18 protein-coding genes and 3 pseudogenes are annotated in these 22,733 nt (G+C 58.3%); 5 read left to right on the top strand and 16 right to left on the bottom strand.

The window, feature by feature from the left end; genetic code table 11:
- Positions 1–72: 72 nt before the first annotated feature.
- Complete coding sequence (locus ACVMIH_RS38165) at positions 73–915, top strand: isocitrate lyase/phosphoenolpyruvate mutase family protein (protein WP_456865616.1); 843 nt, start codon at positions 73–75, stop codon at positions 913–915.
- Positions 916–931: 16 nt separating this feature from the next.
- A complete protein-coding gene (locus tag ACVMIH_RS38160; protein WP_456865614.1) occupies positions 932–1,177 on the top strand; it encodes a hypothetical protein in 246 nt (81 codons plus the stop codon).
- A gap of 322 nt (positions 1,178–1,499) precedes the next feature.
- Here the strand turns inward: ACVMIH_RS38160 and ACVMIH_RS38155 are convergent, their stop codons facing one another.
- Positions 1,500–3,068, bottom strand: a complete 1,569-nt coding sequence (locus ACVMIH_RS38155; RefSeq protein WP_456865611.1) for a porin — start codon at positions 3,066–3,068, stop codon at positions 1,500–1,502.
- Positions 3,069–3,232: 164 nt separating this feature from the next.
- On the opposite strand from ACVMIH_RS38155, the gene ACVMIH_RS38150 reads away from it, so the two are divergent.
- The gene (locus tag ACVMIH_RS38150) at positions 3,233–3,514 is read left to right on the top strand and encodes a helix-turn-helix domain-containing protein (protein WP_456865608.1); all 282 of its coding nucleotides are present in this window, start codon (positions 3,233–3,235) and stop codon (positions 3,512–3,514) included.
- 155 nt (positions 3,515–3,669) lie between these two features.
- Complete coding sequence (locus tag ACVMIH_RS38145) at positions 3,670–4,578, top strand: LysR family transcriptional regulator (protein WP_456865606.1); 909 nt, start codon at positions 3,670–3,672, stop codon at positions 4,576–4,578.
- 233 nt (positions 4,579–4,811) lie between these two features.
- Here the strand turns inward: ACVMIH_RS38145 and ACVMIH_RS38140 are convergent, their stop codons facing one another.
- The 4 genes from ACVMIH_RS38140 to ACVMIH_RS38125 all read right to left on the bottom strand — a co-directional run bounded on the left by ACVMIH_RS38140 (position 4,812) and on the right by ACVMIH_RS38125 (position 7,596).
- Positions 4,812–6,158 (bottom strand): IS5 family transposase, encoded by a 1,347-nt coding sequence (locus ACVMIH_RS38140; RefSeq protein ID WP_456865603.1) that lies wholly within the window; start codon positions 6,156–6,158, stop codon positions 4,812–4,814.
- Between the two features lie 222 nt (positions 6,159–6,380).
- Complete coding sequence (locus ACVMIH_RS38135; RefSeq protein ID WP_456865602.1) at positions 6,381–7,049, bottom strand: DUF2285 domain-containing protein; 669 nt, start codon at positions 7,047–7,049, stop codon at positions 6,381–6,383.
- Positions 6,967–7,161 (bottom strand): transcriptional regulator domain-containing protein, encoded by a 195-nt coding sequence (locus tag ACVMIH_RS38130; RefSeq protein ID WP_456865599.1) that lies wholly within the window; start codon positions 7,159–7,161, stop codon positions 6,967–6,969. Before ACVMIH_RS38130 ends, ACVMIH_RS38135 begins: the two co-directional genes overlap by 83 nt.
- A gap of 162 nt (positions 7,162–7,323) precedes the next feature.
- Entirely contained in the window at positions 7,324–7,596 is a 273-nt protein-coding gene (locus tag ACVMIH_RS38125) for a DNA -binding domain-containing protein (protein ID WP_456865596.1), read from the bottom strand.
- 593 nt (positions 7,597–8,189) lie between these two features.
- Between ACVMIH_RS38125 and ACVMIH_RS38120 the strand changes: the two genes are divergently transcribed.
- Positions 8,190–8,471: a helix-turn-helix domain-containing protein gene (locus ACVMIH_RS38120; RefSeq protein WP_456865594.1), complete on the top strand. Its 282-nt coding sequence runs from the start codon at positions 8,190–8,192 to the stop codon at positions 8,469–8,471.
- A 1,599-nt stretch (positions 8,472–10,070) separates the two neighbouring features.
- Here ACVMIH_RS38120 and ACVMIH_RS38115 read toward each other — a convergent pair.
- The 11 genes and pseudogenes from ACVMIH_RS38115 to ACVMIH_RS38065 all read right to left on the bottom strand — a co-directional run bounded on the left by ACVMIH_RS38115 (position 10,071) and on the right by ACVMIH_RS38065 (position 22,691).
- Entirely contained in the window at positions 10,071–12,548 is a 2,478-nt protein-coding gene (locus ACVMIH_RS38115; RefSeq protein WP_456865592.1) for a CaiB/BaiF CoA transferase family protein, read from the bottom strand.
- A gap of 1,045 nt (positions 12,549–13,593) precedes the next feature.
- The gene (locus tag ACVMIH_RS38110; RefSeq protein WP_456865589.1) at positions 13,594–14,394 is read right to left on the bottom strand and encodes an SDR family oxidoreductase; all 801 of its coding nucleotides are present in this window, start codon (positions 14,392–14,394) and stop codon (positions 13,594–13,596) included.
- A 133-nt stretch (positions 14,395–14,527) separates the two neighbouring features.
- Positions 14,528–15,820 (bottom strand): aminotransferase class I/II-fold pyridoxal phosphate-dependent enzyme, encoded by a 1,293-nt coding sequence (locus ACVMIH_RS38105; RefSeq protein ID WP_456865586.1) that lies wholly within the window; start codon positions 15,818–15,820, stop codon positions 14,528–14,530.
- Between the two features lie 421 nt (positions 15,821–16,241).
- Entirely contained in the window at positions 16,242–17,567 is a 1,326-nt protein-coding gene (locus tag ACVMIH_RS38100; RefSeq protein ID WP_456865583.1) for an aspartate aminotransferase family protein, read from the bottom strand.
- A gap of 98 nt (positions 17,568–17,665) precedes the next feature.
- Positions 17,666–17,990: pseudogene (locus ACVMIH_RS38095) on the bottom strand (enoyl-CoA hydratase-related protein); the annotation flags it as partial.
- A gap of 33 nt (positions 17,991–18,023) precedes the next feature.
- Entirely contained in the window at positions 18,024–19,316 is a 1,293-nt protein-coding gene (ectB, locus tag ACVMIH_RS38090; protein WP_456865581.1) for a diaminobutyrate--2-oxoglutarate transaminase, read from the bottom strand.
- Between the two features lie 246 nt (positions 19,317–19,562).
- Positions 19,563–20,311, bottom strand: a pseudogene (locus ACVMIH_RS38085) (transposase); the annotation flags it as partial.
- Positions 20,312–20,386: 75 nt separating this feature from the next.
- Positions 20,387–20,608, bottom strand: a pseudogene (locus tag ACVMIH_RS38080) (IS66 family transposase); the annotation flags it as partial.
- A 301-nt stretch (positions 20,609–20,909) separates the two neighbouring features.
- Positions 20,910–21,293 (bottom strand): group II intron maturase-specific domain-containing protein, encoded by a 384-nt coding sequence (locus ACVMIH_RS38075; RefSeq protein WP_456865578.1) that lies wholly within the window; start codon positions 21,291–21,293, stop codon positions 20,910–20,912.
- Complete coding sequence (locus tag ACVMIH_RS38070; protein ID WP_456865576.1) at positions 21,256–21,600, bottom strand: hypothetical protein; 345 nt, start codon at positions 21,598–21,600, stop codon at positions 21,256–21,258. The genes ACVMIH_RS38075 and ACVMIH_RS38070 overlap by 38 nt, the downstream gene beginning before the upstream one ends.
- Positions 21,600–22,691, bottom strand: a complete 1,092-nt coding sequence (locus ACVMIH_RS38065) for an IS5 family transposase (protein WP_456865573.1) — start codon at positions 22,689–22,691, stop codon at positions 21,600–21,602. The genes ACVMIH_RS38070 and ACVMIH_RS38065 overlap by 1 nt, the downstream gene beginning before the upstream one ends.
- Positions 22,692–22,733 lie beyond the last annotated feature (42 nt).

Below are 22,733 nucleotides of genomic sequence, written 5' to 3'. Positions count from 1 at the left end.
GGATTCTCGCCTTTATACGGCTCTCTCCTGGTGATCCACTGATGTCCAGAGCCACACGTCTGCGCAGCTTGTATGGCCGAGACTGGCCTTGCCCACGTCATGGCCACGCACAGCCCCTTATCGGCAATCTTGGCGCAGGAAGCTGGATTTGACGGCCTTTGGGCGTCGGGCTTTGAGCTATCAGCGCTCTACGGCCTGCCGGACATGAGCCTGATCTCGATGACGCAGCACCTCGACATGCTAAGGTCGATCGGCGCGCGCACGACGCTCCCAATCGTCGCCGACATCGACACGGGGTTTGGCAACGCCATCAACGTCATCCATGCCGTCAGCGAATATGAGCGTGCCGGCGCCAGCGCTGTCGTGATCGAAGACAAGACGTTTCCCAAAATGACGAGCCTTGCTGCTGATGGCCGGCAGGAGCTTGTGCGCATTGCCGAGTTCCAAGGCAAGATCAGCGCCGCGGTCGCGACCAGGCAAGACCCTGATTTTCTCGTGATCGCTCGCACCGAGGCGCTGATCGCGGGATTGGGCCAGGAAGAGGCCTTAAAGCGCGCCATGGCCTATGCGGAAGCCGGCGCTGACATGATCCTTATCCACTCGAAGAAAACGAGCCCTTACGAAATCGAAAGCTTCTCTCATGCGTGGAGCGGGTCCGCACCGCTTGCGATCGTGCCAAACGCCTATCCGGAGCTTGATGCGTCACGCATCAAGGCACTCGGCAATATCAAAATGACGATCTATGGCAACTATGGCATAAGGGCTGCGACGACCGCCATGCAGAACATTTTCCGACGTATCATTGCCGATGGCGGCGTGCAGAACGTACACAAAGACATCGTCAATGTTGAAGAGATCTTCCGCCTTCAGGGTATGGATCAGGTCAAGGATGCCGAAAAACGCTTCCTAAAGTGACAATGGAAAACAGCAAATGGGATCGGGCCGCCCTCTTGCAGCGTCAGAGAGTGATTTAGGCGTCCATATCGGCAACGAATCGGGCCGATGGTCAATCACGTTCAATCTGGAAAAAATCGAGGCGTTCAAGCGAGCCTACGGAGCCGGCACCTTCACCGAAATTGCATCTCGTCACGTTGAAGCGGAATGCAACAGGCTCGGTCTCATCGACGATCTTTGGTTATGGCTGGAAGCCGTTCGAGCAAATGGGCGAGCCGACTAAGCGCAGATGCGCCGCTGATCGTGGCGTAGCTTGCCTGAGCTACACGTGAGCGCAGCAACAGCTGAGATTTTAAGCCTGAGCCAGTCCGGATTTGAATCAACCGCGCCGGCGCGCTCGATGATCTGCAACGTCGAAGCGTGACCTTTGATCGGATTTGCTTAACGCACGCAAAAATTGGCAACTCACGAAAAAGAACTCCGATGGGCAATACCGGAGTTCCTTTCTTGAAGATTTTGAGCCGAGGCCAGCCGCCTCTGAGACAGACGCGTCGGGAGTTGACGAGCTTCTCCAGACATGCCTTCCCTCCCCTTGTTGACCTCACCTACCAGTTGCGCTGAGCCCGCAGCAGCAGGGTCACGGTACTCTGATCCTTCAGCTCATAAATGGCCGTCGGCTTGGCGGTGCTCGCCTGCGCCGGCAGTGTCACAGTACTTCCGCTGTTATACTTCTGATCGAGCATCGTGTAGGCCAAGTCGGCCGAGAAGGTCAGATTCTTGACTGGGGTCCAACGCGTAATGAGGCCGACGGCACCAAAATTGAAGTCTGGGTTGCAGCCGGCAAGGCCACTCGAAAGGGCGAGATCGGCGATGAAGGCGCCGCAGATGTAGCCTTTTGCCACGCTGCTATAGCGAACGGCTGCCCATCCACCATAGATGCCCGTATTCCAGTATTGATTCCAATTATGGGTATAACCGGCGCGGAAGCCGTAGGTCGTTGTCAACTCCTGTGCGCTGCCATTGATGAACACGGAGTCGGATAGACCGGCAAGGCCGAGGCTCTGATAGACGCCCGGTAGACCCGTTCCGCCGTACATGGCATAGCTGGTCGACATGTTCTCATTGAAGTCGTAGCGGCTCGCGCCCTTGGTGTAGGCGCCAGACATGTTGATTGTGTCACCCGGTCCTGTCGGAATGTTCTTGATCGACAAAGCGAGCTGAGCGGCCCAACCCCATCTGTCGCGCGGATGAAAGGTTGTTTCATCACCGCCATGGTAGGCAGCATGGTTGTCATGCGCGGCAACAGACGCCTGAAACAAACCCCAGGCCTGATCAACGCGCAGCATCGCGATAAAGTCCGGAGTGACCGTTCCGCCGAGGTCATTGCCGCCGTATGCGCCTGTCGCAAGGCCGGCGGCTGTCGCGGCGCTTACGTTCCAGACGTTGGTGGTTGCATGGGCCACTTGATCCTGGGCCGAGAAGGATGCCGTGATGCCTTGGCCGAAGTCGGCTGTGTAAGTGAATTGGTTCACGCCGGTGACCCAGCCCGTGCCGCCAGGCAAATCATCGAAGTTGTTGGCGGGATAGTTGGTGCAGGGCACCGAGAACTGCGAGATCGCTTTTCCGATGGTGAAGCCTGCAAACTGGATGAATGCGGAGTAGACACCCACCGTACCGCCGGCGATCGCGCCGGCGTTGGCGTTGTTCGGCGCCTGAACGCCGCCGATCGAGGCGTAAACGGTCGCACCTGTTCCGGCGCCGCTGTAGGTCGCATCCGTCCAGGTGAGGCCGGTCTCGAAGAAAGTACGGAGCGTGCCGTATTCGGTCGCGGTGCGTGTATCGATGTTCAGATCACCGCGAGAGCGCGACGTATACGCATTGCCGAGCCGAGTCCGGGCGCCCGCCACCCCATTGATGGCCGGGTCGAAATCACTGTTGCTGTTAACGACCAAGTCAGTGCGCAGGTAACCGCCGAGTTTGACGCATGTGTCCGTGCCCGGGACGTAGTAGAAGCCGGCGCCATAGAGCGAACACGCCTTCACGTACTCGACCGCCTTGGCCTTGACTGGCAGGTCCGCCGCTTGGGCGGCGCTGCACACCACTAAGCCCGCCGCGAAACTTAAGACGCTCCACCCTGTCCTGCTCTTGACGTCGAAATGCTTACCGAATGTCATTGCCCTCTCCATGCCAGCGCTCGTGCGGCCCGCCCCAGTAGCGTCGGGGAACAACCGTTCGGTGACACGCATCTGATAATGCGATCGAAACCTCCAGTTTGATGATGCTTTTAGGTCGGTTATAGCCAGTGGTTTGATGGCCATCTAAATGGCTGCCTTGGCGCATGAGAGCTCGTGCGCTTGTGGCCTACAATGTGCGCCGGATCCGCGTTGAGCGCGGTATTCCGCAGGAGCAACTCGCCTACGATGCTGGGATCGATCGCTCCTATATGAGCGGCCTTGAGCGCCAACAGGCTAACCCGACCATCGATCTTCTCGACCGCCTTGCCGGGACGCTGGGTGTTGCTGTGTCGGAGCTGTTTGTTCGGCCCTCCAAAGGGGCGCCAACACCGCCCACCTTGCCGAAAGGTCGCAAGCCCGAACGCCAACGTCGCAAGCGGACTTAGCACTTTCTTACAGCCAGGACGCTCTGCTGGGATGGTAGATCAAGCATCATGCGACCGGATGGGGATTTTGTGCAAAATGGACTATTGATACGCGGCAATCCGGCTATGAACATCGAATAATGTGATGGATGTTCATACTGAGGCCGGAGCGGAGGATGGCGGTTCAAGACGATGACGTTCCTTTAAACGCGATACGCGCTTTTGTGACCGTCGCACGCGAAGGCAGCGTCACGCGCGCCGCCACCACTTTGGGCACGACGCAGAGCTCGGTCAGCCGCTACTTGTCGGTACTGCGGGAGTATCTGGGTGCGGATCTCATCGAGCGGCGGGGCCGGCGCAGCGATTTGACTGAATTCGGAAGGTTATTTGCAAACGCAGTGTCAGAACCGCTCGAGACGGTCGGTTTCACTGCGAAGAGAATGCGCCGGCGTGCGGGCGTAGGGACCAATCGAATTGTCGTCCGCACGTCACTATCGACCTTTGCTTTTTCTCTTCTGATTCCAAATCTGCAGGCGTTCTCTGCTGAAGCAGGCGGGGTCATCGTGGACGTCGTCAGCTCGTTCTCGCTGCCGACATCCTCAGACGATTTCGATATCCTGATTACACGCGACCTTTCCGTGATTGAACCCGCCGACAGCTGGGAGATCTACAATGAGGAACTGGTATGCGTAGGCCCGCCAAGCCTGGTTGCGGGCAGAGAGCTGTCAATCGTTCGCTCAACTCCGATACTCAACATCACATCTAGGCCCGACATCCTGCCGACCTGGCTGAGGGCCATGAACCTGTCGTCAAACGACATACGAGCGGGCGCACGATACGATCACAATTATCTTGCTCTGCCAGCGGTCATGACAGGGAAATGCCTTCTTGTCGCACCGGAAATCATCGTGAGTGATCTGGTGCGCAGGGGCGCTTTGCAAATCATACCCGGCTCGCGCGCTCCAAGCGGCATGCAGTATCGCGCCTATGCAGTGGATCGGAGCGAAAATCCTGAAATCGCTCGTTCTTTCTGCCGTTGGGTCGCTCGTCTATGCAAGAAGGCGGCGCTTGCGCAGGCTGCCTGACGCCTGCTAGGCGCTCAACCAGCCTGCAGCGGTCAGTACCGCCCGGCATTCACGCCGAGAGCGCTCAAGGCTCGAAAAAAGCATCCGAACAAAATAGCAGCAGGCCCGTTCCGATAAAGATGATGCCTCTTTGTTGCATCGATGCCGGAGTCATGGGGTCGACATAAGTAATCGACACAAAGACCTCATGCGATCGCCGATCGTGCCCTTCCGGCGACAGAATTAGTCGTCCGTTAAGAACGCGATTTCAGCGGTGAGGGGTTGCTCGTGGCTGCGATGAGGGTGGTCAGGATCAGGCACCAAAGAGCCCTCAGCCAGGCGAGGATGCGGCGGAGGTTGTGGCCGACGGCCGAGAGGATGACGTTGGCGGCATCGCCGGCGCGGCCTTTGAGGTAGCAGCGGCCGAGGTAACCATCGGTCTTCAGATGTCCGATGATGGGTTCGATGGCGGAGCGGCGGCGCAGCTCGCGCTTGATGACCCCGAAGACGCCGCGCTTCTGGCCGGAGATGAAGATCCGGCGGGGATTTTGTGCGTCGTGGCCGCGGTATCCCTTGTCGACATAGGCCCACTCGATCGCGCAGCCGGTGAGTGTCTCGGTGCGGTCGATGACGTCGCGCAAGGTGTGACCGTCGTACGGGTTATCGGGTAACGCACTGGCATGCAGCACGAACAGGCCGCCGGGAGTCCGGCGGTTGATGGTGACGATGGAGGCTTTGACACCGAACTCGTAAGGCGCGGCTGCTTTGCCCTTGCCGATGCACTCGACCTCCGCAGCATGGAAGGAATACAGCTTCCAGCCGCGCCGGCGCTGCTGTTGCGAGCGGATCTGCGAAGCCCGGCTGAGCGGGAGGACGAAGGCGTTCTCGAGCACAGCTCGACCTTCGATCTTGCGGCCGATATCGCGGATGATCCGGCCCAGCCGGCTGCGCAGGATGCGCAACTGCCGCTGATGCCGCCTGAATTGCTTGGCATGGGCGTAGCGTCCCGCCATCATTGCCGCGGTCTTGGCGACGCGCAGATAGGACTGCCGCAGCTTGACCCCGTGCTTCCTCGCCAGGCGGTTGAGCCCCTTGATCGCTGCGTGCAGCAGCTTGGCATCGGTCGGGAAGGTGATCGCCTTCGGCTGCACGGTGGTATCGACCGTGACACGCTTGAGGTCCTGGCTGCGTAACGCGCCGGCTTCGTGCGCCACCCGCAAGCTCTCGGCCAGCAGCAGCTCCGGCTTGTCGCCGAGCCGCTTGCGCCAGTGGCTCAAATCCGAGCGCTCGTGCGGAAATGAATGCTGGAAGAACTCTTCGCCGGTGAAGTACTGGAAATACGGGTCGTGGACCCAGCGCTCGCACACCCCCTCGTCGGACAGGCCGTAAATCTGCTTGAGCAGCAGCAGCCCAACCACGAAGCGGGTCGCGATGCCTGGCCGGCCGTTCTCGCTGTAGAGCGGCGCGATCTCCCCATCGATCCAGTCCCAGTCGACCCTGCCGGCGAGCTGAACCAGCTCGTGCTTCATATTGATGATCTGGTCCAGCCTGGCCCGGAACAGATCGCCCGATCCCGTCGCCTTCTGCTTCTTCGGCCGCATCGCCCCCTCCGATGCGACCACGGAATCATGACTGGCGATTCGACGGAATCCTGAAAATGAAAATGCAAGGTTCCGATCCCCGAAGCATCAAAACCCTGCAATCGCAAAAAAGCCGGTCTGCCAGATTACGATTCCACATCAGTCACTTGGTCGCTCTTAACGGACGACGAATTAGCTCCGTCGAACGGAGCAGAAGCACATGCTATTGATCGGTCCGAGAACTCAGGATGTGTCATCAGTCCATCTGCCCTTACACAGCAAAGTGCGGCAGCGAAGGCGCATAAGGCGCCGCCCGGTCTTTACAAGTCGAATGGTTCGGCTGCGCAGATCGTCTGTTTTCCAGCCCCGCGCGGCAATACGATGACTGCCGAACAGACCTTGCGCGATTTCTCGATAGCTATTTCCCTGCTGCCATCCATCGAGTGCGCGCAGCGCGAGGATCAGTCGATGCCGCCTCAAAGCCGGTAAAGCAAGAGGAGGCGTTCCGAGCGACCGATGCTCAAGGGCAAGCCAAAATCGACGTGCGGCCTGCAAACGAAGCTGGAAAGTCCTGTCGAGCGGCAGATCGAGAACGACAGCAGATCCGCTCGCGGGCAGCTTGCTGAGCCAGAGGCGATGCCTTGCACCTCCGAGCGGCACGATGACGTGCCATCCGTCCGGCGCGCGACGAAGCTCGCTGTCCGGCATGCGTGCGAAATCAAGCTGATAGCTTTGCTGAGCCCCGGATTTGGCGGCCCGCACAGGCAACACCGTCGACAGCACCTCTGGTGCCCAGAAGACTGCTTGCTTGTCGAATGTCTTTTGCGGATCAGCTGGAAAACGAAAGCCCCCACTTCCGTCGGAACTGGTCCGTTGTTGCACTGGATCGTTCGCGACGAGATAAACGCCCATAGTCCTTTTGGTAGTCGTGGTCTCGGCGCAGCCACTCCCAGGCAAGGTCGGCAGCTTCCGCCTTCTTGAGGCTGCGGTATGCTTCCTCCGATCTCCAGTCAGTACCCGGCATCGCACCATTTTCCCGCATGATCTTCACCGCGGCGAAGTGCAGCCGATGATTGTGGCCGTTTCCGGTTGCGTTCCTGCCGCGAGTCCGCCTCGGATACACTTACTCGATGAAACGATCACCTTTTGCGATTGCAACGAATTCCGATCCTGACATCCGCCGCGCTCAGTCCTTCGGCCAACCGCCCCGCAGCAGATCACGATAGCCGTGGGCCGCTAGCCACTTGGCCCGAGCCAAGTGACTTTCGAGCGTGCGTCGCGCACGATCCGGTTCAAGGGTCGGGTCGAGCCCAAGGACAATACGCGCGACTTCGCGCCAATCTGCATTGTCAGCATTGGCATCGAGAAGGCGCATGTAGGTAATCGCGTGATCCTTGTCATATGACGTGAGCTCGTGCGCGCTGGGCGCCAAATCTGCGATCTTCGGATCGGCCGGCACTGCCTGAAACTCCTACCAAACTGAAAAATCTACTAAATCCGAACAATGATAACCAATCCGGGAGCATTTTGGTACCGCTCGAATCGTCGCGACCAACTCTTTTGGCCAGCTCCAAGAGTGCGATCGGCTCACAATGATCTTGCTGCCCATCGTGCCCACTTGCCATCTCGTTGTTGCCAATTTCCACGTCGGGTCCGATCGGCAGATTTGCCTCCAGCTAGCAGTTGCTTTTCACGCGAGCCGACAGAGATGAGGGTTTGGCGCTCCAGGCGCGTTGGTGAAAGGCCGGACGAAGCGAAGTAGCGAAAATTCGTTCTCACTTTCGAGTTCCAACTGAGAGGCTTTCCTATTTAATCCCTGCGCCGGGGCTAAACCTCTGGCTTATCATTCCTGCTCCGGCACCAGCCTGGCTGACGATGACGCCGTGCACGGCCGTGATAGTTTCGAAGGCCCGCGTAGAGCTTGCCTCTAACGTGTGCTGTCATGGAAGCTATCGCGTGAAGCACACGCATCCGCATCAACTGGCTAAGCCTATCGCAATACTCTGGCTATAACCAGTGGTTTAATATCCTTCAAAATGGCTGCCTTCACGCATGAACGCTCGTGCGCTGGTGGCCTGGAATGTGCGCCGGATCCGTGTAGAACGCGGCATTCCGCAAGAGCGGTTGGCTTATGATGCCGGGATTGATCGCTCCTATATGGGCCGCATTGAGCAGCAGAAAGAGAACCCGACCATTGATCTTCTCGATCGGATCGCTGGAACTCTGTGTGTGCATTTGTCCGAATTGTTCGCGCAGCCCGCCCAGGGTGCGATGCCGCCCAAGCCTCTATCCAAAGGACGCAAGCCGGCATGGCCTCATCGGAACAAGGCGTAACTATACGACGTGGAGCCATGTTCGCCACTGAAAGGGCGAGCAGTCGATGGTCCGCCAGCTGCACGCTCGACAATGGAAGTTCGGTGACAAGGGCATAATCTGAAGCAAAATGGCTCAGTCAGTCTCGGCTTCCGCAATAGTGCAGCCGTGCACTCAACTTGAAAACTCCGTAGCAAGAGCAACGGCTTGCAATTGAGATTCTCCCTTCACGTAGACGGCACGGCATCAGGATGCCCGCGATTGGATGCCTCGTCCGGTGCCCAGCGGCTGCACTCCACTAGATCGCCCAGACCGGAGTCATTACACCCTCATCAATACCCATCTTGAATACCACTCTTTGAACGCTTCGTACGGAGGTAATTACACCTCGAGGCTTCTTCCTGCGAGGTCAAGCGCACTCGTTGTCACATTCCGGCGGTGTGCACCAGCTTTCTGTAGCGAAGCGGCTGATCAGCTGGGCCTCATGTGCCGCCTCCAAATGCTCCGAGCGCTGTGATGAGCTGCTGCTCGAGCAGATGCCGCGCTGGCAGACCGACCGTGGCCTAGGCTTCCGCTGCTAAAGCGCCGCAGTGGCGTATTTTGCAGCCTGGTTAAGCATCTCCGGAACAAACTCTCTCGCTCGCTCATATCGCACGTCATGATCTGGAATTTCCCGATCGCCACAATTTGCCCTCTCGAACTTATTTCCGCGGTCACGATGTTTCAAGCCGCACGTCCGTGCGATAGGTGATCAAGTGACGCGATCATACGTGCGGGATGATCAGGCTGATGGTACGACGTTGTCGCTATCTCAACGAAGCCGATACTTTGTGTTTTCCCTGAGAGAGCCAACAGCAGCATGATTGGCTCAACTGTATCGTTTCGGCCCGCGCGCGATGTTTGCTTGATCACGTTCGACGACACCTTGGCTGTCCGCAAGAAAGATGAAGTTAAATGCCGCGCGTTCTGCAAGTCGCGTAAGATTTGCATAGTGATCGATATCGACTCGCTTAGGAAAAGGGCTGCGAGTTGTCGTGCCGTCCCTTCCATCAAGGTCGGCGCTGGGAACAGCACGTTTGATGTTACATAGCGGACTGGATTCTCCAGCAAAGTTCGAACCGATGGGCGACATGCTCAGCTACAGGATCAATGACGAGCGCTGGCCTCGATTCGCAGTCCCGATTTAGGGTCGGCGACCTGATAAAGTCCCGAGCGACGTGCAAAAGACGCGTGATCAACGCAGCTTCGAGCACACGCGCTACATCAAACTGCCCGGTATAAGCGGGCCGGATGGACCGCCGGCCAAGACAGGGGTTCACTTCTTTGACGGGCCGTTTTCCAGGTGACACTCGTGTCATCAGCGGGTTCACGAATTTCGCACAAATGCATTACCGCGCGCGGTATACTGATGGGTCATGGTTCTAAACGGGAGTGCAACCTGCGCCGCCATCACACATTCCAGGCTTCTTCATTTCGATGCCGGAAGGAAACGCCAACATTTGACGTAGGATTGAAGGTCACCTAGCGCGACGGGCCGACGTGTATCGCTACGCCTGCGCAATCAACGGCAATTATGGGAATACTCTGACGCTCGTTGCGAGCGTTCCGCCTAAACGTGGGCTATGACGTCGAAGTCTCTTGAGGACTCCATCGTCGTCTCAGTTCCACGTCAGAGAGCATTCTTGTGCCGATGATGCCCTCGCTCGCGAGGTCTGCGATCTCGCCCTTGCTGAGCCCGAGCAGGTCTGCCAGAATCTCGCTGTTATGTTGTCCCAGGGTGGGCGCCGCTCGGCGGATTGAATGCGGCCGTGCGCCTTCGCGAATTGGAATTGACGGCTGCGGGTGCCGCCCAATGAACGCACGTTCGACCTCTTGGAAAAATGCACGTGACATTAGGTGCCGATCTTGCAGCAGGTCGATCGGCAGGCGGACCACTCCGGCCGCGATCCTTGCGCACTGCAGCTCGGCCATTGCCTGATCTGCATCACGCGTGCGGGTCCAGCCTTCGATTTCGCTCTCGATCGTGTCCTCAATCATGCGGCGGCGTTCCGCGGCCTTGAGCGATGGGTCAGCGGCCCATTCCACTCGGCCGATGAGTGTCGCAAGTCTCTGCCACATGTTAGTGTCGGTGACCGCTAGCATGATCCAGTTGTCCTCGCCTGCAGACCGGAAACAGCCGTGCGGGACGAATCGCGGATGCCGATTACCATACCTCGTCGACGTACCACAAAGGGAGTGGACGATAATCCATGGGGCTGCAAATGGCATCATGCATTCGATCTGCGCGAGATCAATGAATTGCCCCCGGCCAGTCTCTCGAGCGTGGATCAGCGCGACAAGAACTGCGGCACAGCCATTCAAACCGCCTGTGGCATCCCCGAACGCGACGTGGCTCATCACTGGCGGCCCATTAGCGGTTCCTATCACGCTCGGTAGGCCTGACCCTTGCTCCAGCGTCGAGCCGTAGGCTCGGCAGTCGCGATGAGCGCTGTTCGTGCCGAAGGCTGACATCGACATTACCACAAGGCGCGGATTGAGTGTTCTGAGGACTTCGTAGCCAAGCCCGAGCTTTGGCAGGACGTCGACGGAATAATTGTCAACGACGATGTCGGCGCTAGATGCCAGGCGCTTTGCAAGCGAGAGGCCCTGGGGTCTGGTCAGATCAAGCGTGATGCCGCGCTTATTGCGATTCATCATGCAGAAGCGAAGCGTTTTTTCGTACGTCTGGCCGGTTACGTAGTCCGGCCGTCGATCGACGCCGCGCCACCAGTCCGGGTACTGAATAGCCTCGACCTTGATGACATCCGCACCGAGGTCTGCAAGAGTTCGCGTACAGAATGGGCCCGCCCAGCCCATCGAAAAGTCGATGACGCGAATTCCTAGCAAAGGCCGTTCGGCAGGAGCGCTGCAGCCGCGCGACGCCGTCGCTCCGGTTGTGGAGCTTGTTCGGCTTCTAGCGAAAGTCGATCGCTCACCAGCAGATGGAACCTTCCCGCCCCGGCGCGGCGGTGTCAATGTCAGCCGCTGCATCGAGCCAGCCGTCAGCCCTTGTTCTTCACCCACCAGAATGGGGACGATTGCGCCACGCTCAATCTTCTCTTGGTCGTCCAGAAGGTCGGATATCTCCGGTACCGGTACGATCGGGATCTTGCGTTGTAGTCCCTCGGCAAACCACTGCTGGGCCGTCCGCGTCCTAAACCTCGGGATGAACAATCGTTCGATCCGCTCCTTATGCTTCAGACGATCGACGCCAAGCACCAGAGTTGGATCATCACGCAATTGGGGAAGGTCGAGCATGTCGCAGAATGCACGCCATTGGGCCGGGGTAATTGTCGTCACGCCGAGCCAGCCCTTTTTTGTTTCGTAGATTCCGGACGGAAAGTTCGGCCAGAATCGATTTATGCCGATCCGGCGCATCGCCTCGCCGCGGTCAAATGCCTCGAACAGCTGATACTCGCTGAGCGAGATACATGCTTCGAATATACTGAGCGAGTGTGACCGGCCGGCCCCGCTCCCCATTCGCGCAATGAGTGAGGAGGCTACGGCGATAAAGCCCCAGAGGCCGGCGAGGATGCCGGCCTGGAAATCCGGCGCGTGTAGAGGTGGGCCTTCCATCGGTCCAACCAGCTTGATCAGCCCGGCAAGGGCCCGCAGGGTCGAATCGCTCGCGGCGAATTCATGATAGGGTCCCTCTCGGCTGAACCAGCTCGCTTCGAGGTAGATCAAGCCTGGGCGCCGTTGCCGGATTACGGCGAGATCAATGGGCGGGCACTCCGCGCAATCAATATCGCGCCCATCGACCAAAATATCGCAATCTTCAACCAACAGCGTCAGTCGCTTGATCGCGTCATGATCAACGGGATCGATGATAATGCTTGACTTGTTGAAATTCAAGAACGCGAACCACGCGCTCTGGCCACCTGGGGTCAAGGGAGCCTGGGAGCGAAGCGGATCGCCGGCCGGCGGCTCGACTTTCGAAACGTCGGCGCCAAAATCGGCAAACAGCCGCGCGCAGTAGCTCGTTGCAGCTGAGCTACCAATCTCAACGACCCGCAGCTGCGACAATGCCTCGCTAGAAGTTTGCGCTTCTTCTGCCATACCGATGCTCCGTAACTTCTTCGCCTGCAAACGAAAACTCGCACCCGCTACACCACTCAAGAGCAGCCGAAACACTGGCGATTGCCATTTGAGAGTAGACACGAACTCCGCACTCGTGCTCTCCGATCTCACCTGCTTGCCTTACGGTGAGCCCCAACTGCTGCTATCGGAAGCTCTCGAAGATCCAGCAAGGACTATGCCGGTGTGGACTGGGCTCCAACAAAATCGCTGCGTACGGACAGGAACAATCTTCCTTTCCTTCATCGGAAAGCTCCAGGTGCTCGCGAAAGCGCTGCTACTGGGGTACGCGGCCGATCTGCCGTACGAAGCAGTCCACTCAGATCCATCCATGACGTAGACGGGGTTGCGACGGCGGGGCCACACGTAGACGAACACGGCGCCGAGAGAAGAACGCTCACCGCCTCCGCCCGCTTGCTGCCCAACTCGTTGCGCAAACCGTAGATTTATGGCCTTCCCCACACCTCGATGGGCGGAACATTACGCTTCGTGTCCCTCGCGAACCGACACCCACTTCGTGCGTGTTGTGCATGCCGGCACACGTGTGTCGCACGGCCAGATATCGATTATCGGAGTTCAGAGTCTGAGGCCCACTGCTCAGTTCCTACATTTCATCGCCGACATTCTTGTCTGGTAAACCGCAAATGCCATAGGTCCAACAGCTGACATGCGTCCCTCGACCAGAGCGCTCCGTGTCAGGTCTTCTTATAATCGGGAGAGCGCTATACTCACGACACAGCGCGATCTCGGTCGACACATCTTCGCAACGCACAACGGTCGACTTTCGGCCCTATTCCTTCGGCCTCAACAAGCGGGCAACTTCCAGTAGGCTCGACTGTGGCGCTGCCGATCCTATTCAGCCATTGTAGAAAAGCTGCCATTAGCAAGGCAGATCCGACGACTTGAGCGCTCGAAGCTACTGCCACCGGGTCCATGCATGCCCCTCGGGGACGCCTTACTCGGCTGATTCGACTCAAGCGAAGCTGGTTCAAAAAGCGACTATTGCATCAAACCCGAAGCTCCTCTGCTAGGCGCCGAACTCGCCGCCCGTAATATCGATCGTCGCTCCAGTAATAAAGCCTGCCATGGGCGAGGCCAAAAAGGCAGCGAGATCCGCTACTTCCTCAGCCTTTCCAAACCGACCGAGTGGAATACGGCTGAGGGCGGAACGGTTGACCGCGGCCTCCGCTGGTCCAGTAAGGTCACTGAGAATTCGACCCGGGGCGATGCAATTGACCGTAACACCGTATGGAGCAAGATCCCGTGCAGCAGCGCGGGTTAACCCGATCAGCCCCGCTTTCGATGCAGCATAATGCGGACCGGCGATCAACGGCACGGCGCGGCCCGCAAGAGACCCGATGTTGATGATGCGTCCATAGCCCTTTGCAATCATCGACGGCGCTATGAGACGTATGAGGGTGAACGGCCCGCTGAGATTGACGTCGATGACGCGTGCCCATTCCTGGGGCGACATCTGCGAAAGCCAGGGTATCTTCTGATCCGCACGCTTTGGTGAGACGCCCGCATTATTTACCAAAGCCGTAATTTCACCCCAACGGTTGCGGATCTGATCAACAAATCGGTTCACCTCATTTTGCTGTGTGACGTCGGCCACCCCCGCACAAAGCCGATCTTCTGGACCGCTAAGGCTCTCGAGTGCACGCTGCACGTGGTTAGGCTGTGTCGCCACGAAAGCTACTCGATAATCATCTGCCAAGAACCGGCGTACGATCTCAAGCCCGATTCCCCGTGCTCCTCCGGTGACGAGTACAACGGACGGATCCCCTTCGGTCCTTCCCCTCCCCGTTACTGTCGTTTCAGAAATCATATGTGTTCTCCGATCCGCCCAGCGAGCTGGCGGCATTCTCGGACTAGAGATATGCTCTCCAATGCTATCTCCGTTGCCTAGCCACGGACCTGGCTCGCGACTGCCTGCTTGTTGGTCGCAGAAAACGGATCCCTCACTGCGCCATGGGCGCTGGTGCTCTATCGGAGCCGATGATCGTCCCAGGCACTCTCTCCAAGATGCACTCACACAGGCGCTCTATGTCAACGACCTCGTGATCGGCCGTAATACACACCCGAACGCCGGCCTTTCCTTGCGCAACGGTGGGAAAGAAGATCACCGAGGTATAAAAGCCTGTGTCGAGGAGCTCTCGGGCGAGTGCAATCGCCTTCGTTTCCGATCCAACAGCAACCATTCTGATGGGAAGCGAAGTGCCGTGCTCAGGAGTCTCTACCCGACCGTCAAAGACCTTGATCCGTTGGGCCAGCCGCTTCTGCCGTTCGGCAAGTTCTGCCGAGCGATGAATTTTGCAAGAGCCAAGCGCTGCACCAACTGCAGCTAAATTAGGGGCGACCGAAAATGCGTAAGGAATCGCGTATCGCCGAAATAGATCTTCCTGCTCGGCCGTCCCTAACATTAACATGCCGCCCGATGCGCCGAAGCCCTTGGCCAGAGAGGCTGCTATGATCGTACGGTCACCTAAGACTTCGGGGAATTGAGTGCGCGCGAACCCTTCGCCTCGACGACCAAACAGCGAAATGCCGTGAGCATCGTCAATGTAAAGGAACAGCCCATAACGCTCCTGGAGTTCACGGAGCTCCTTGATCGGAGCGTTTCCTCCCATCGAATAAACACCATCGCAAACGTAGGCAACTATTCTCTGTTCACGGCACAAGCGTTCCAGAGCGCAAATATCATTGTGCTCAATCGTTTCTACTCGCGCTTCATCAGCGACCACCGGTTTGTGATATGCGAGCGACAGATGCGCGATGCGATCGAACACGACTACCGGCTTCGTGCCCCCCGTCAGAAGGCCAGACGCTAGAAGCGGCATCGCTCCAAGATTGGCGAGCATGACGGTTGAAAAGGCGAGAACCCGTGCACTAAACATCTCGGACAGGGCTGCTTCGAGCTCCGCCAAAAAATCGAAATTAAGCCGTGTTCGCGCGCATGACCAGTGCAGCGACCCATGCGCCTCGATTGCCTCGATCGCGGCAGCCACGATTGCAGGGTGATTATCCAGTCCCAGATATGAACACCGCACGAAATCAATGACCTGGGGTCGGTCCTTAAGCGGACCGCCCCCCAGCGCAAAGCCTCGCCCAATCGTCGAACGTCCCTGAACGGCCATGAGACCAGCATTGTGGGCCGCGTCGAAATATGACCTGCTCTTTTTGATGACGTACGCGGTGTTCCGAAAGTGTTCGCTCGGGCGCCCATGATCCGAGGCGGCGCTCTGCTGTCCCATTCCGTTCTCCATTCCATCTGTCAAGCGTGGGTACCAGATGCTAGTCGAGCACCACACGCAATGTGACGAAGTCAGCCCGAGTCGAAGATTCTTTACATATTTTGAAGAACAGCCTAGTCGGCTCATATTATGTCTCTAGCGAACTAACATCCGGCCGTTCGCTGTGACAGCTACTAGATCAAACGGGGCATTACGCCACGTTGGGGCCGCGCAGGAGCGCCGCCCCTTTAGGCGGCGCGGTCGACGGGGCCGAAGCGGAGGTCGCCGCAATGGACTTACATATGCCCCATGGTCTGGCCACAGCAAAGCTTGTGATTGCTTCGACTGCTACACCGATCGGAGAGCCCAGAAGCATTTACCGATCGACGGCAACACACCTTGCATTTTGCGGCCTGCCGAGGGTCTGATGTGTAGAGCGCTATCATGTCCAGGATGTTCGGTTGCTGTCGAGAAAGCGTACGAACACATCAACGACGAACTCAGCGTCGCCGCGGTTCATCGACGTTGACATTGAAGCGGTAGCTCCAGGCAGAATCACGCCGTTCTGTGCAAAGAAGTCCACAAGCTGCTTCATCAGTTTTGACTCTTCTAGTGAGGGATAGGCTTCACGATTATCGTTGGGTGCTTGAGTCTTCGGATGAATGCGAAAAAGCGAAGCGGCCCCCGTGACACAGAACGGCGCTCCCCTTTGTGAGATAGCTCGCGCAATCCCACCGCGAACAATGGTCCCAAGGTCATCAAGGTGTGCGAGGGCCACATGGTCCAGATGCCGCATGGCGGCAAGCCCGGCGGTTATGGATAGAGGATTGGCCGAAAACGTGCCGCCTTGCGGGAGCAGTGGTCGGCCGGAAGAGGCATCAAATACTCCCATCACCTCCTTCCGACCACCGATTGCTCCAATTGGCAGGCCGCCGCCGATGATCTTCCCCATCGTGATAAGGTCCGGAGCGAGACCATAAAGGGCTGAAGCTCCCTCGAAACTTTGCCTGAGATTCAGAACCTCATCGGCAATCACAAGGACGCCATGCGTACGAGCGGTTTCCTGAACCGCGGCAATAAATTCCGGCGTTGGTGGAATCAGCCCCGCTCGGCTTGGCATCGGATCTATGATGACAGCAGCAAGATGACGCCCGTGCGAGGATAGCAACTGGCGCGCGCCCTCAGCATCATTAAACCGCATGACGACGACTTCATCTAGCACGCTTGCAGGCATCCCGCGGTAAAATGGGGTCGACCTTGGGCCGCTCGGATCCCCCCAATTGTCCGGTGTCGCTGCAAAGCTTACCTCGGCCCAATCGTAGGCGCCATGATATGCACCCTCGAGTTTTGCGATCTTCGAACGAGCTGTAAAAGCCCGTGCAGCCTTGATCGCAAACAGCACGGCTTCAGTTCCGGTATTGACGAAACGAACACGCTCGACCCGCGGAATGCGCTCGCATAGCAATTCTGCGAGTGCGATCTCGCTCTCTGTCGGATTTGCGAAACAGCTACCCAACTGCAGTTGCCGGGTCAAGACCTCCACCACGGGTCCGAAAGCGTGGCCGTGAATGAGCGTTGTAAAGTTCGCGTTGAGATCGAGAAACCGGTTGCCGTCTATATCGATAAGGTGGCTGCCCACTCCGCGCTCAATATAGAGAGGAACTGGATTCCGCTCGATGCTTACTCGCGACGTTCCGTCCGGAAACACCAGCCGCGCCCGAGCGAAGCCATCTTTAGATTTTTGCCCAACTTGGAACGCTTCTACCATGCTAGAATCCGAGCGCAGTCATGCTATGCTTCGATTGATCCTGGCCCGCCGCCGTCTAGTTCGCCAGCTTTCCTCGCCGGTATTGCTATTCATGCTCTAATATCCATGGCAATCTTGCCGCCACCCGCTGACGACGGAATCGCTGTAGTTCACCTTGCCATCGGGCAGCCGCTTCACTGGTCCGCGCCGCACGTCCCGATCAACTGTATCGGCGCCAAAAGCCAGGTCGGGCGCCAACGCGGAAGGCACGACCCGCGCCGGTGACAATGATCGCCAGGACGTCATCATCCCTGTCGGCACAATCGAACGCATCGAAGACTTCTCGCTCCGTGAGAGCGGTACATGCGTTTAGCTTTTCCGGTCGATTCAGCGTAATCGTGAGGATTTCTCCGCAATATCACACTTGACTGTCACGTAAGCCATGGCATTCCGTCACCAGCCTAGCTTCATGTTCGGTCAGGACGACCTGATCTGCTTCAGCGCCTCGTTCAACGCTTGCTCAAATATTTCAATACCTCGATCGAGCGTCTCGCAATCGATCGTGAGTGCAGGCAGGAATTTTACGACCTGATCCAGGGGTCCACATCTCTCGACAATCAGTCCTTTCTCGAAGGCGCTCCTGCTCGTAGCCGCTGCAATTTCGGGCATCTGACAATCAAATCCGAAGGCCATGCCCCTCCCCCGAACCGCAAAGCTGTTTCCGTACTTTACTGCGATGGCGTCGAGCCGGCGTCGCAACACTTTTCCCAACCGCGACACCTCTTGCGCGAAGATCTCGTCCCGCCAGTAAAGATCTAGAGCTGCCGTTGCTGATACCAGCGCAAGGTTATTTCCTCGAAAAGTGCCTGTGTGTTCTCCCGGTCGCCACGCGTCAAATTCCTTTTTGATCAACACAATTGATAGTGGCAGACCGTACCCGCTTAGCGATTTCGACAATACAACGAGGTCTGGTGACAGATCTGCGAACTCGAAGCTGAAGAACTGGCCCGTCCGGCCACAACCCATTTGGACATCGTCGACTATGAAGAGAGCGCCAGCGCTCTTCGCTGCGGCTTGAATAGACTGTAGCCATTCCTTGCCAGCGACGTTTACGCCGCCTTCTCCCTGGACGGTTTCGACAAGGATGGCAGCCGGGGAATCGATGCCGCTGCTCACGTCCGTCAGCACTTTATTCAGGTATTCCGCTGTATCGATACCAGGACCAAGGTAGCCATCATAAGGCATGAACGTTGCGCTTGATAGTGCAACGCCGCTGGCCGTCCGGTAGGCGCGATTAGCACTGGCGGCCAAGGCCCCCAAGCTCATGCCATGATAACCGTTCGTGAATGAGATAATGTTTTGCCGTCCGGTGACCTTGCGTGCAAGCTTTATTGCAGCCTCAATAGCATTTGCGCCAGTTGGTCCTGTGAACTGGAAGCGATACTCCAAGTTTCGCTTCTCAAGTATGACAGTCTTGAAGGTCTCCATAAACTGGAGCTTCGCGGGGGTTGCCATGTCAAGCCCATGGACGACCGCGTCAGAGGCCAGATAGTCGGCAATGGCGGCTTTGAGTCGATTATTGTTATGGCCGTAGTTCAGCGCTCCAGCTCCGGAGAGAAAGTCCACGACGTTTCGACCATCCTCCGTTAACATAATCGAGCCGCGCGCTCGGCTGAACATGGCTGGGAATGAACGAGAATATGTGCGTACGTTCGATTCCAGCGCATCTAACGCTTGCATCTTGCGCGATCCGCTAATCGCTCTAGCCATTTATCACCTCTGCCAAGGCAAGTGATTAGAGGAAAAGGAAATCGCTTGGACGCTAGACGCGCCTGGCTCGCGGTCTCGCTGACAACCAACTACCCGATACCCCGGGGTAACGAAGCTACCAAGACGAGTAGTGGTCTGCGCACCAGAATCAAGCGCAAGCTGCGCCCTCCACTCGGAGCCACCTCAGAGAGGCCGTCGGGCGGGGCGTCCACCCCATCATATAGGCCATCTTTGTCGATCCAGAGTGAGCGTCGGCAAAGAGGTTTCGTCGGCAAAGACCCGTTCAGCCTGCTTGACCTCGCTGAAGATGTAATCGACCACGATCTCGGGCTCGACGCCGAGCTTGCCCATTGCGCCATAAGCTGGGGGACGAGCTCGACGTTATCGCGGCCGTAGATAGCCTAACAGCTGGTCATCAGCATATTTGGCGACCGCGATCTGGGCCAGAAGCGCTTCCACCGGAATGCCTCCTTCAATGATATGGGCGGAGGCTAGTGCCTGGATTATGCCGTCCGCGCTCGCGGAGGCATACTTGGGACGGCGCGTGACGATCACCCCGGAACTTCGCCGGCACCAAATCCAGACGCTCCGACACGTCCTCGACGATCAGCACTCGATCAGCACCTTCTGCTTGCCGGCATACCCGCCAGCTCTTCCGGCTTAATGAAGGTTTCGATCCGTTCCAGATGCGGCGCAAAGCTCTTGCGCCGACGCGGTGCACGCTTGCTATCCGACTGCTGACGGTCCTTGCTGACCTGGGCCTTGATCGCAGCGCTGCCGGTCTCGATCTCCTCGAAGACAAGGCATGCTGTTCATCCTGGCCGTCCGCCGAGCCGAGCTTTTCTGATCATCGACCGAACCGGGCTCGGTCGAGGCCTTCAAGATCTGCGTCAGCCGCTCGATGCGCGCATCGGCATCGGCGTTGCAGGGAGATCGGCGACCTCGCTTTCCAGAGGATCGGCGCGCGCCGCTTTCTCGGCCGTGGCAAGCACCATGGCCTTCAGCGTCTCCACGTCATTGAGATCGGACGATCTTCCATCGGACCTTGCGAGTGCCCTGGCGGCGCTGCAGGCCGAGCGCTCGGATCGCTGCCCGTGCAGTTCGCGTTTGAGCTTCTCGATCCGCAGCTCAAGATGTGCGATCAGCGCTTCGTTGTCCGATGGCTCCGCCCGCGCACTAGCGGCATCCGCGACAGCGACATCGCGCTCAGCCTGCAACGCCTCTCGTTCGGCCAGCAGCGCAAGGTAGGCGCTCGCGAGGTCAGAAGGAAGATCGTCCGGCTTCGATATCATGAAGCCATTGAATCAGATCAAGCCGCAAACTCAAACCCAAAAAGGCTATCCGACCCGCGTCGGACGCTGGGCTTCTTGCGGTAGGGTCGAGGACTGGCGCGCCGCACATCCAAGAGCCTTGGATGTGTACGTTTCCAGCCCCCGCCTCATCGCACGCAGCATGCGGATTTCCCGCACTACGCGCCCCCATTCGCTTCGCATCAAGGTTTATGGGACCTATCACGCTGGGCAGCTTTCGTCAGCTGTGTTTTACCCGGTAGTCGTTGAACAGCTTCAGGGTATCGTACAGCCATGATTTACTTCACTGCTCCCAGCCGAAGCCCTTTCGTTGCCGTGCCCGCGCCAGATGGCGCCTGACCTTCTTCTCCACCCAATCTCTGATGTAGCTGAAACACCTGCCAGAGTGTCCAGCCGAAAAGTAGTTCACCCAGCCCCGGAGCTTCGGATTGATCAGGTTGATGACCCTGCCAATCGGTTGCGATCGGTGCCGACGAAATACTTCCTTTAGATCCCGCAGTAACGCCGTTCGCTTCTTCAGCTTGGGCGTGTAGTGCGGCCGCATCGCTCCCCGCAAGCTGCGGATGTAGCGAAAGTCAAAACCCAGAAAGCCGAAGCTCTTGCCTCGCCCTAGCAGGCCGTTGAAGAACTCAGCCGCGTTCGCAAACGAAGGCTGAATCGTCGCCATTGTGGATGTAGAAGTGGCCAACGAGCCTGCCCGCAGTGCCGATCATGGCCCATCCGCGACCACAGGACGGATCATTCTCGTCGTGCCCCTCCCATGAGAACTCGGCGCAGGCCGATCCGTCGCGGGTGCCGTAGCGAACATCCAGGAAGCCCTTGAGAGCCCCAAACGCTATTTCGCCATCGGACTTGCCACGGAAGGTGAGATGCGCCTCTCCGACAAGATCGAGGAAGTCGCTGTCCCAGTTGTCCATTTCGACGCTGCGCCAGCGGCCGGCAAAGGCCTTGGCAAAGCCGGGCACCTTGGCCATCAACCGGTCTCCGCGATCAGCTTGGGCAGCCGCACCAGATTGTAAGCGGCCGCAGCGAAGGTAAAGGCCCATCCGACCCGATCACGGCCACGGAATCTGGTCTTCTCTTGCCCGGCGACCGTCTTGATCCAGCCGAATGCCTCCTCAATCCGCTTGCGGATGCGCTGGCTGACAGCATAACCGCCGTGCCGGGTCGTACGCCCGTCGATCGCAGAGCTACGGCCGCCGGTGTTCTGCGCAACATGCGGCGTCACGTTCATCGAGCGCAGCTCGTTGACGAAGTCTTCTGCATCGTAGGCTTTGTCGGCACCAAGCGTGATCGCTGTCGGTCGATCGGCACGAGGCTCGATCATGTGCAGCGCGGCCACCCGTTCGGCATGCCCACCGGCCTGCGTCAGGCAGGCGTCGACCAGCAAGCCGTGGCGGTTCTCCATCAGCCCGTGCCCGATGAAGCACAGCTTCGTCTCCTTGCCTTTCCCCTTGCGGTAGAGCCTGGCCTCCGGATCGGTGGTCGAAGCATGGGTGTCGTTGGAGCGCTTCTGGCCATGGAAGTTCGCTTCAGCATTGCGCCCGCCGCCTTGGGCCGGCGGCTCGCCGGAGCTATCCTTCGGTTTGACGCTCTTCATCGAGGCCCAGGCCTCGATCAGCGTGCCGTCGACCGAGAAGTGATCGCTCGACAGAAGCTTCTTCACCCTGGGCTGCGCCAGCACCGCCGCCAGGAACTTCGCCGCGATGTCGCCTTCCAGCAGCCGGTCGCGGTTCTTCGAGAATACCGAATGGTCCCAGGCTGTATCGTCGACTCCGATTCCGACGAACCAGCGGAACAGCAAATCATATTCCAACCGCTCCATCAGAAGTCGCTCCGAGCGGATCGAATAAAACGCCTGCAACAGCATCGCCCGCAGCAGCTTCTCCGGCGGGATAGACGGCCGTCCAATCGGCGAATAAAGGGCGGCGAACTCGTGCTCCAGCGCCGCCAGCGCCTCGTTCACGATCGTCCGGATCCCTCGCAGCGGATGATCACGCCGCACCCTTGCTTCCAGGTCGACGTAGCTGAACAGCTCGCCCGTTCGATTGTCGCCGCCGCGCACGCACCATCCCCGAATCTCGTCGGAGCCAATGAATCATGATCC

Source organism: Bradyrhizobium sp. USDA 4503 (assembly GCF_054055815.1).
The sequence above is the reverse complement of the archived record's forward strand: the minus strand, read 5'-3'. Positions and strand labels throughout refer to the sequence as shown.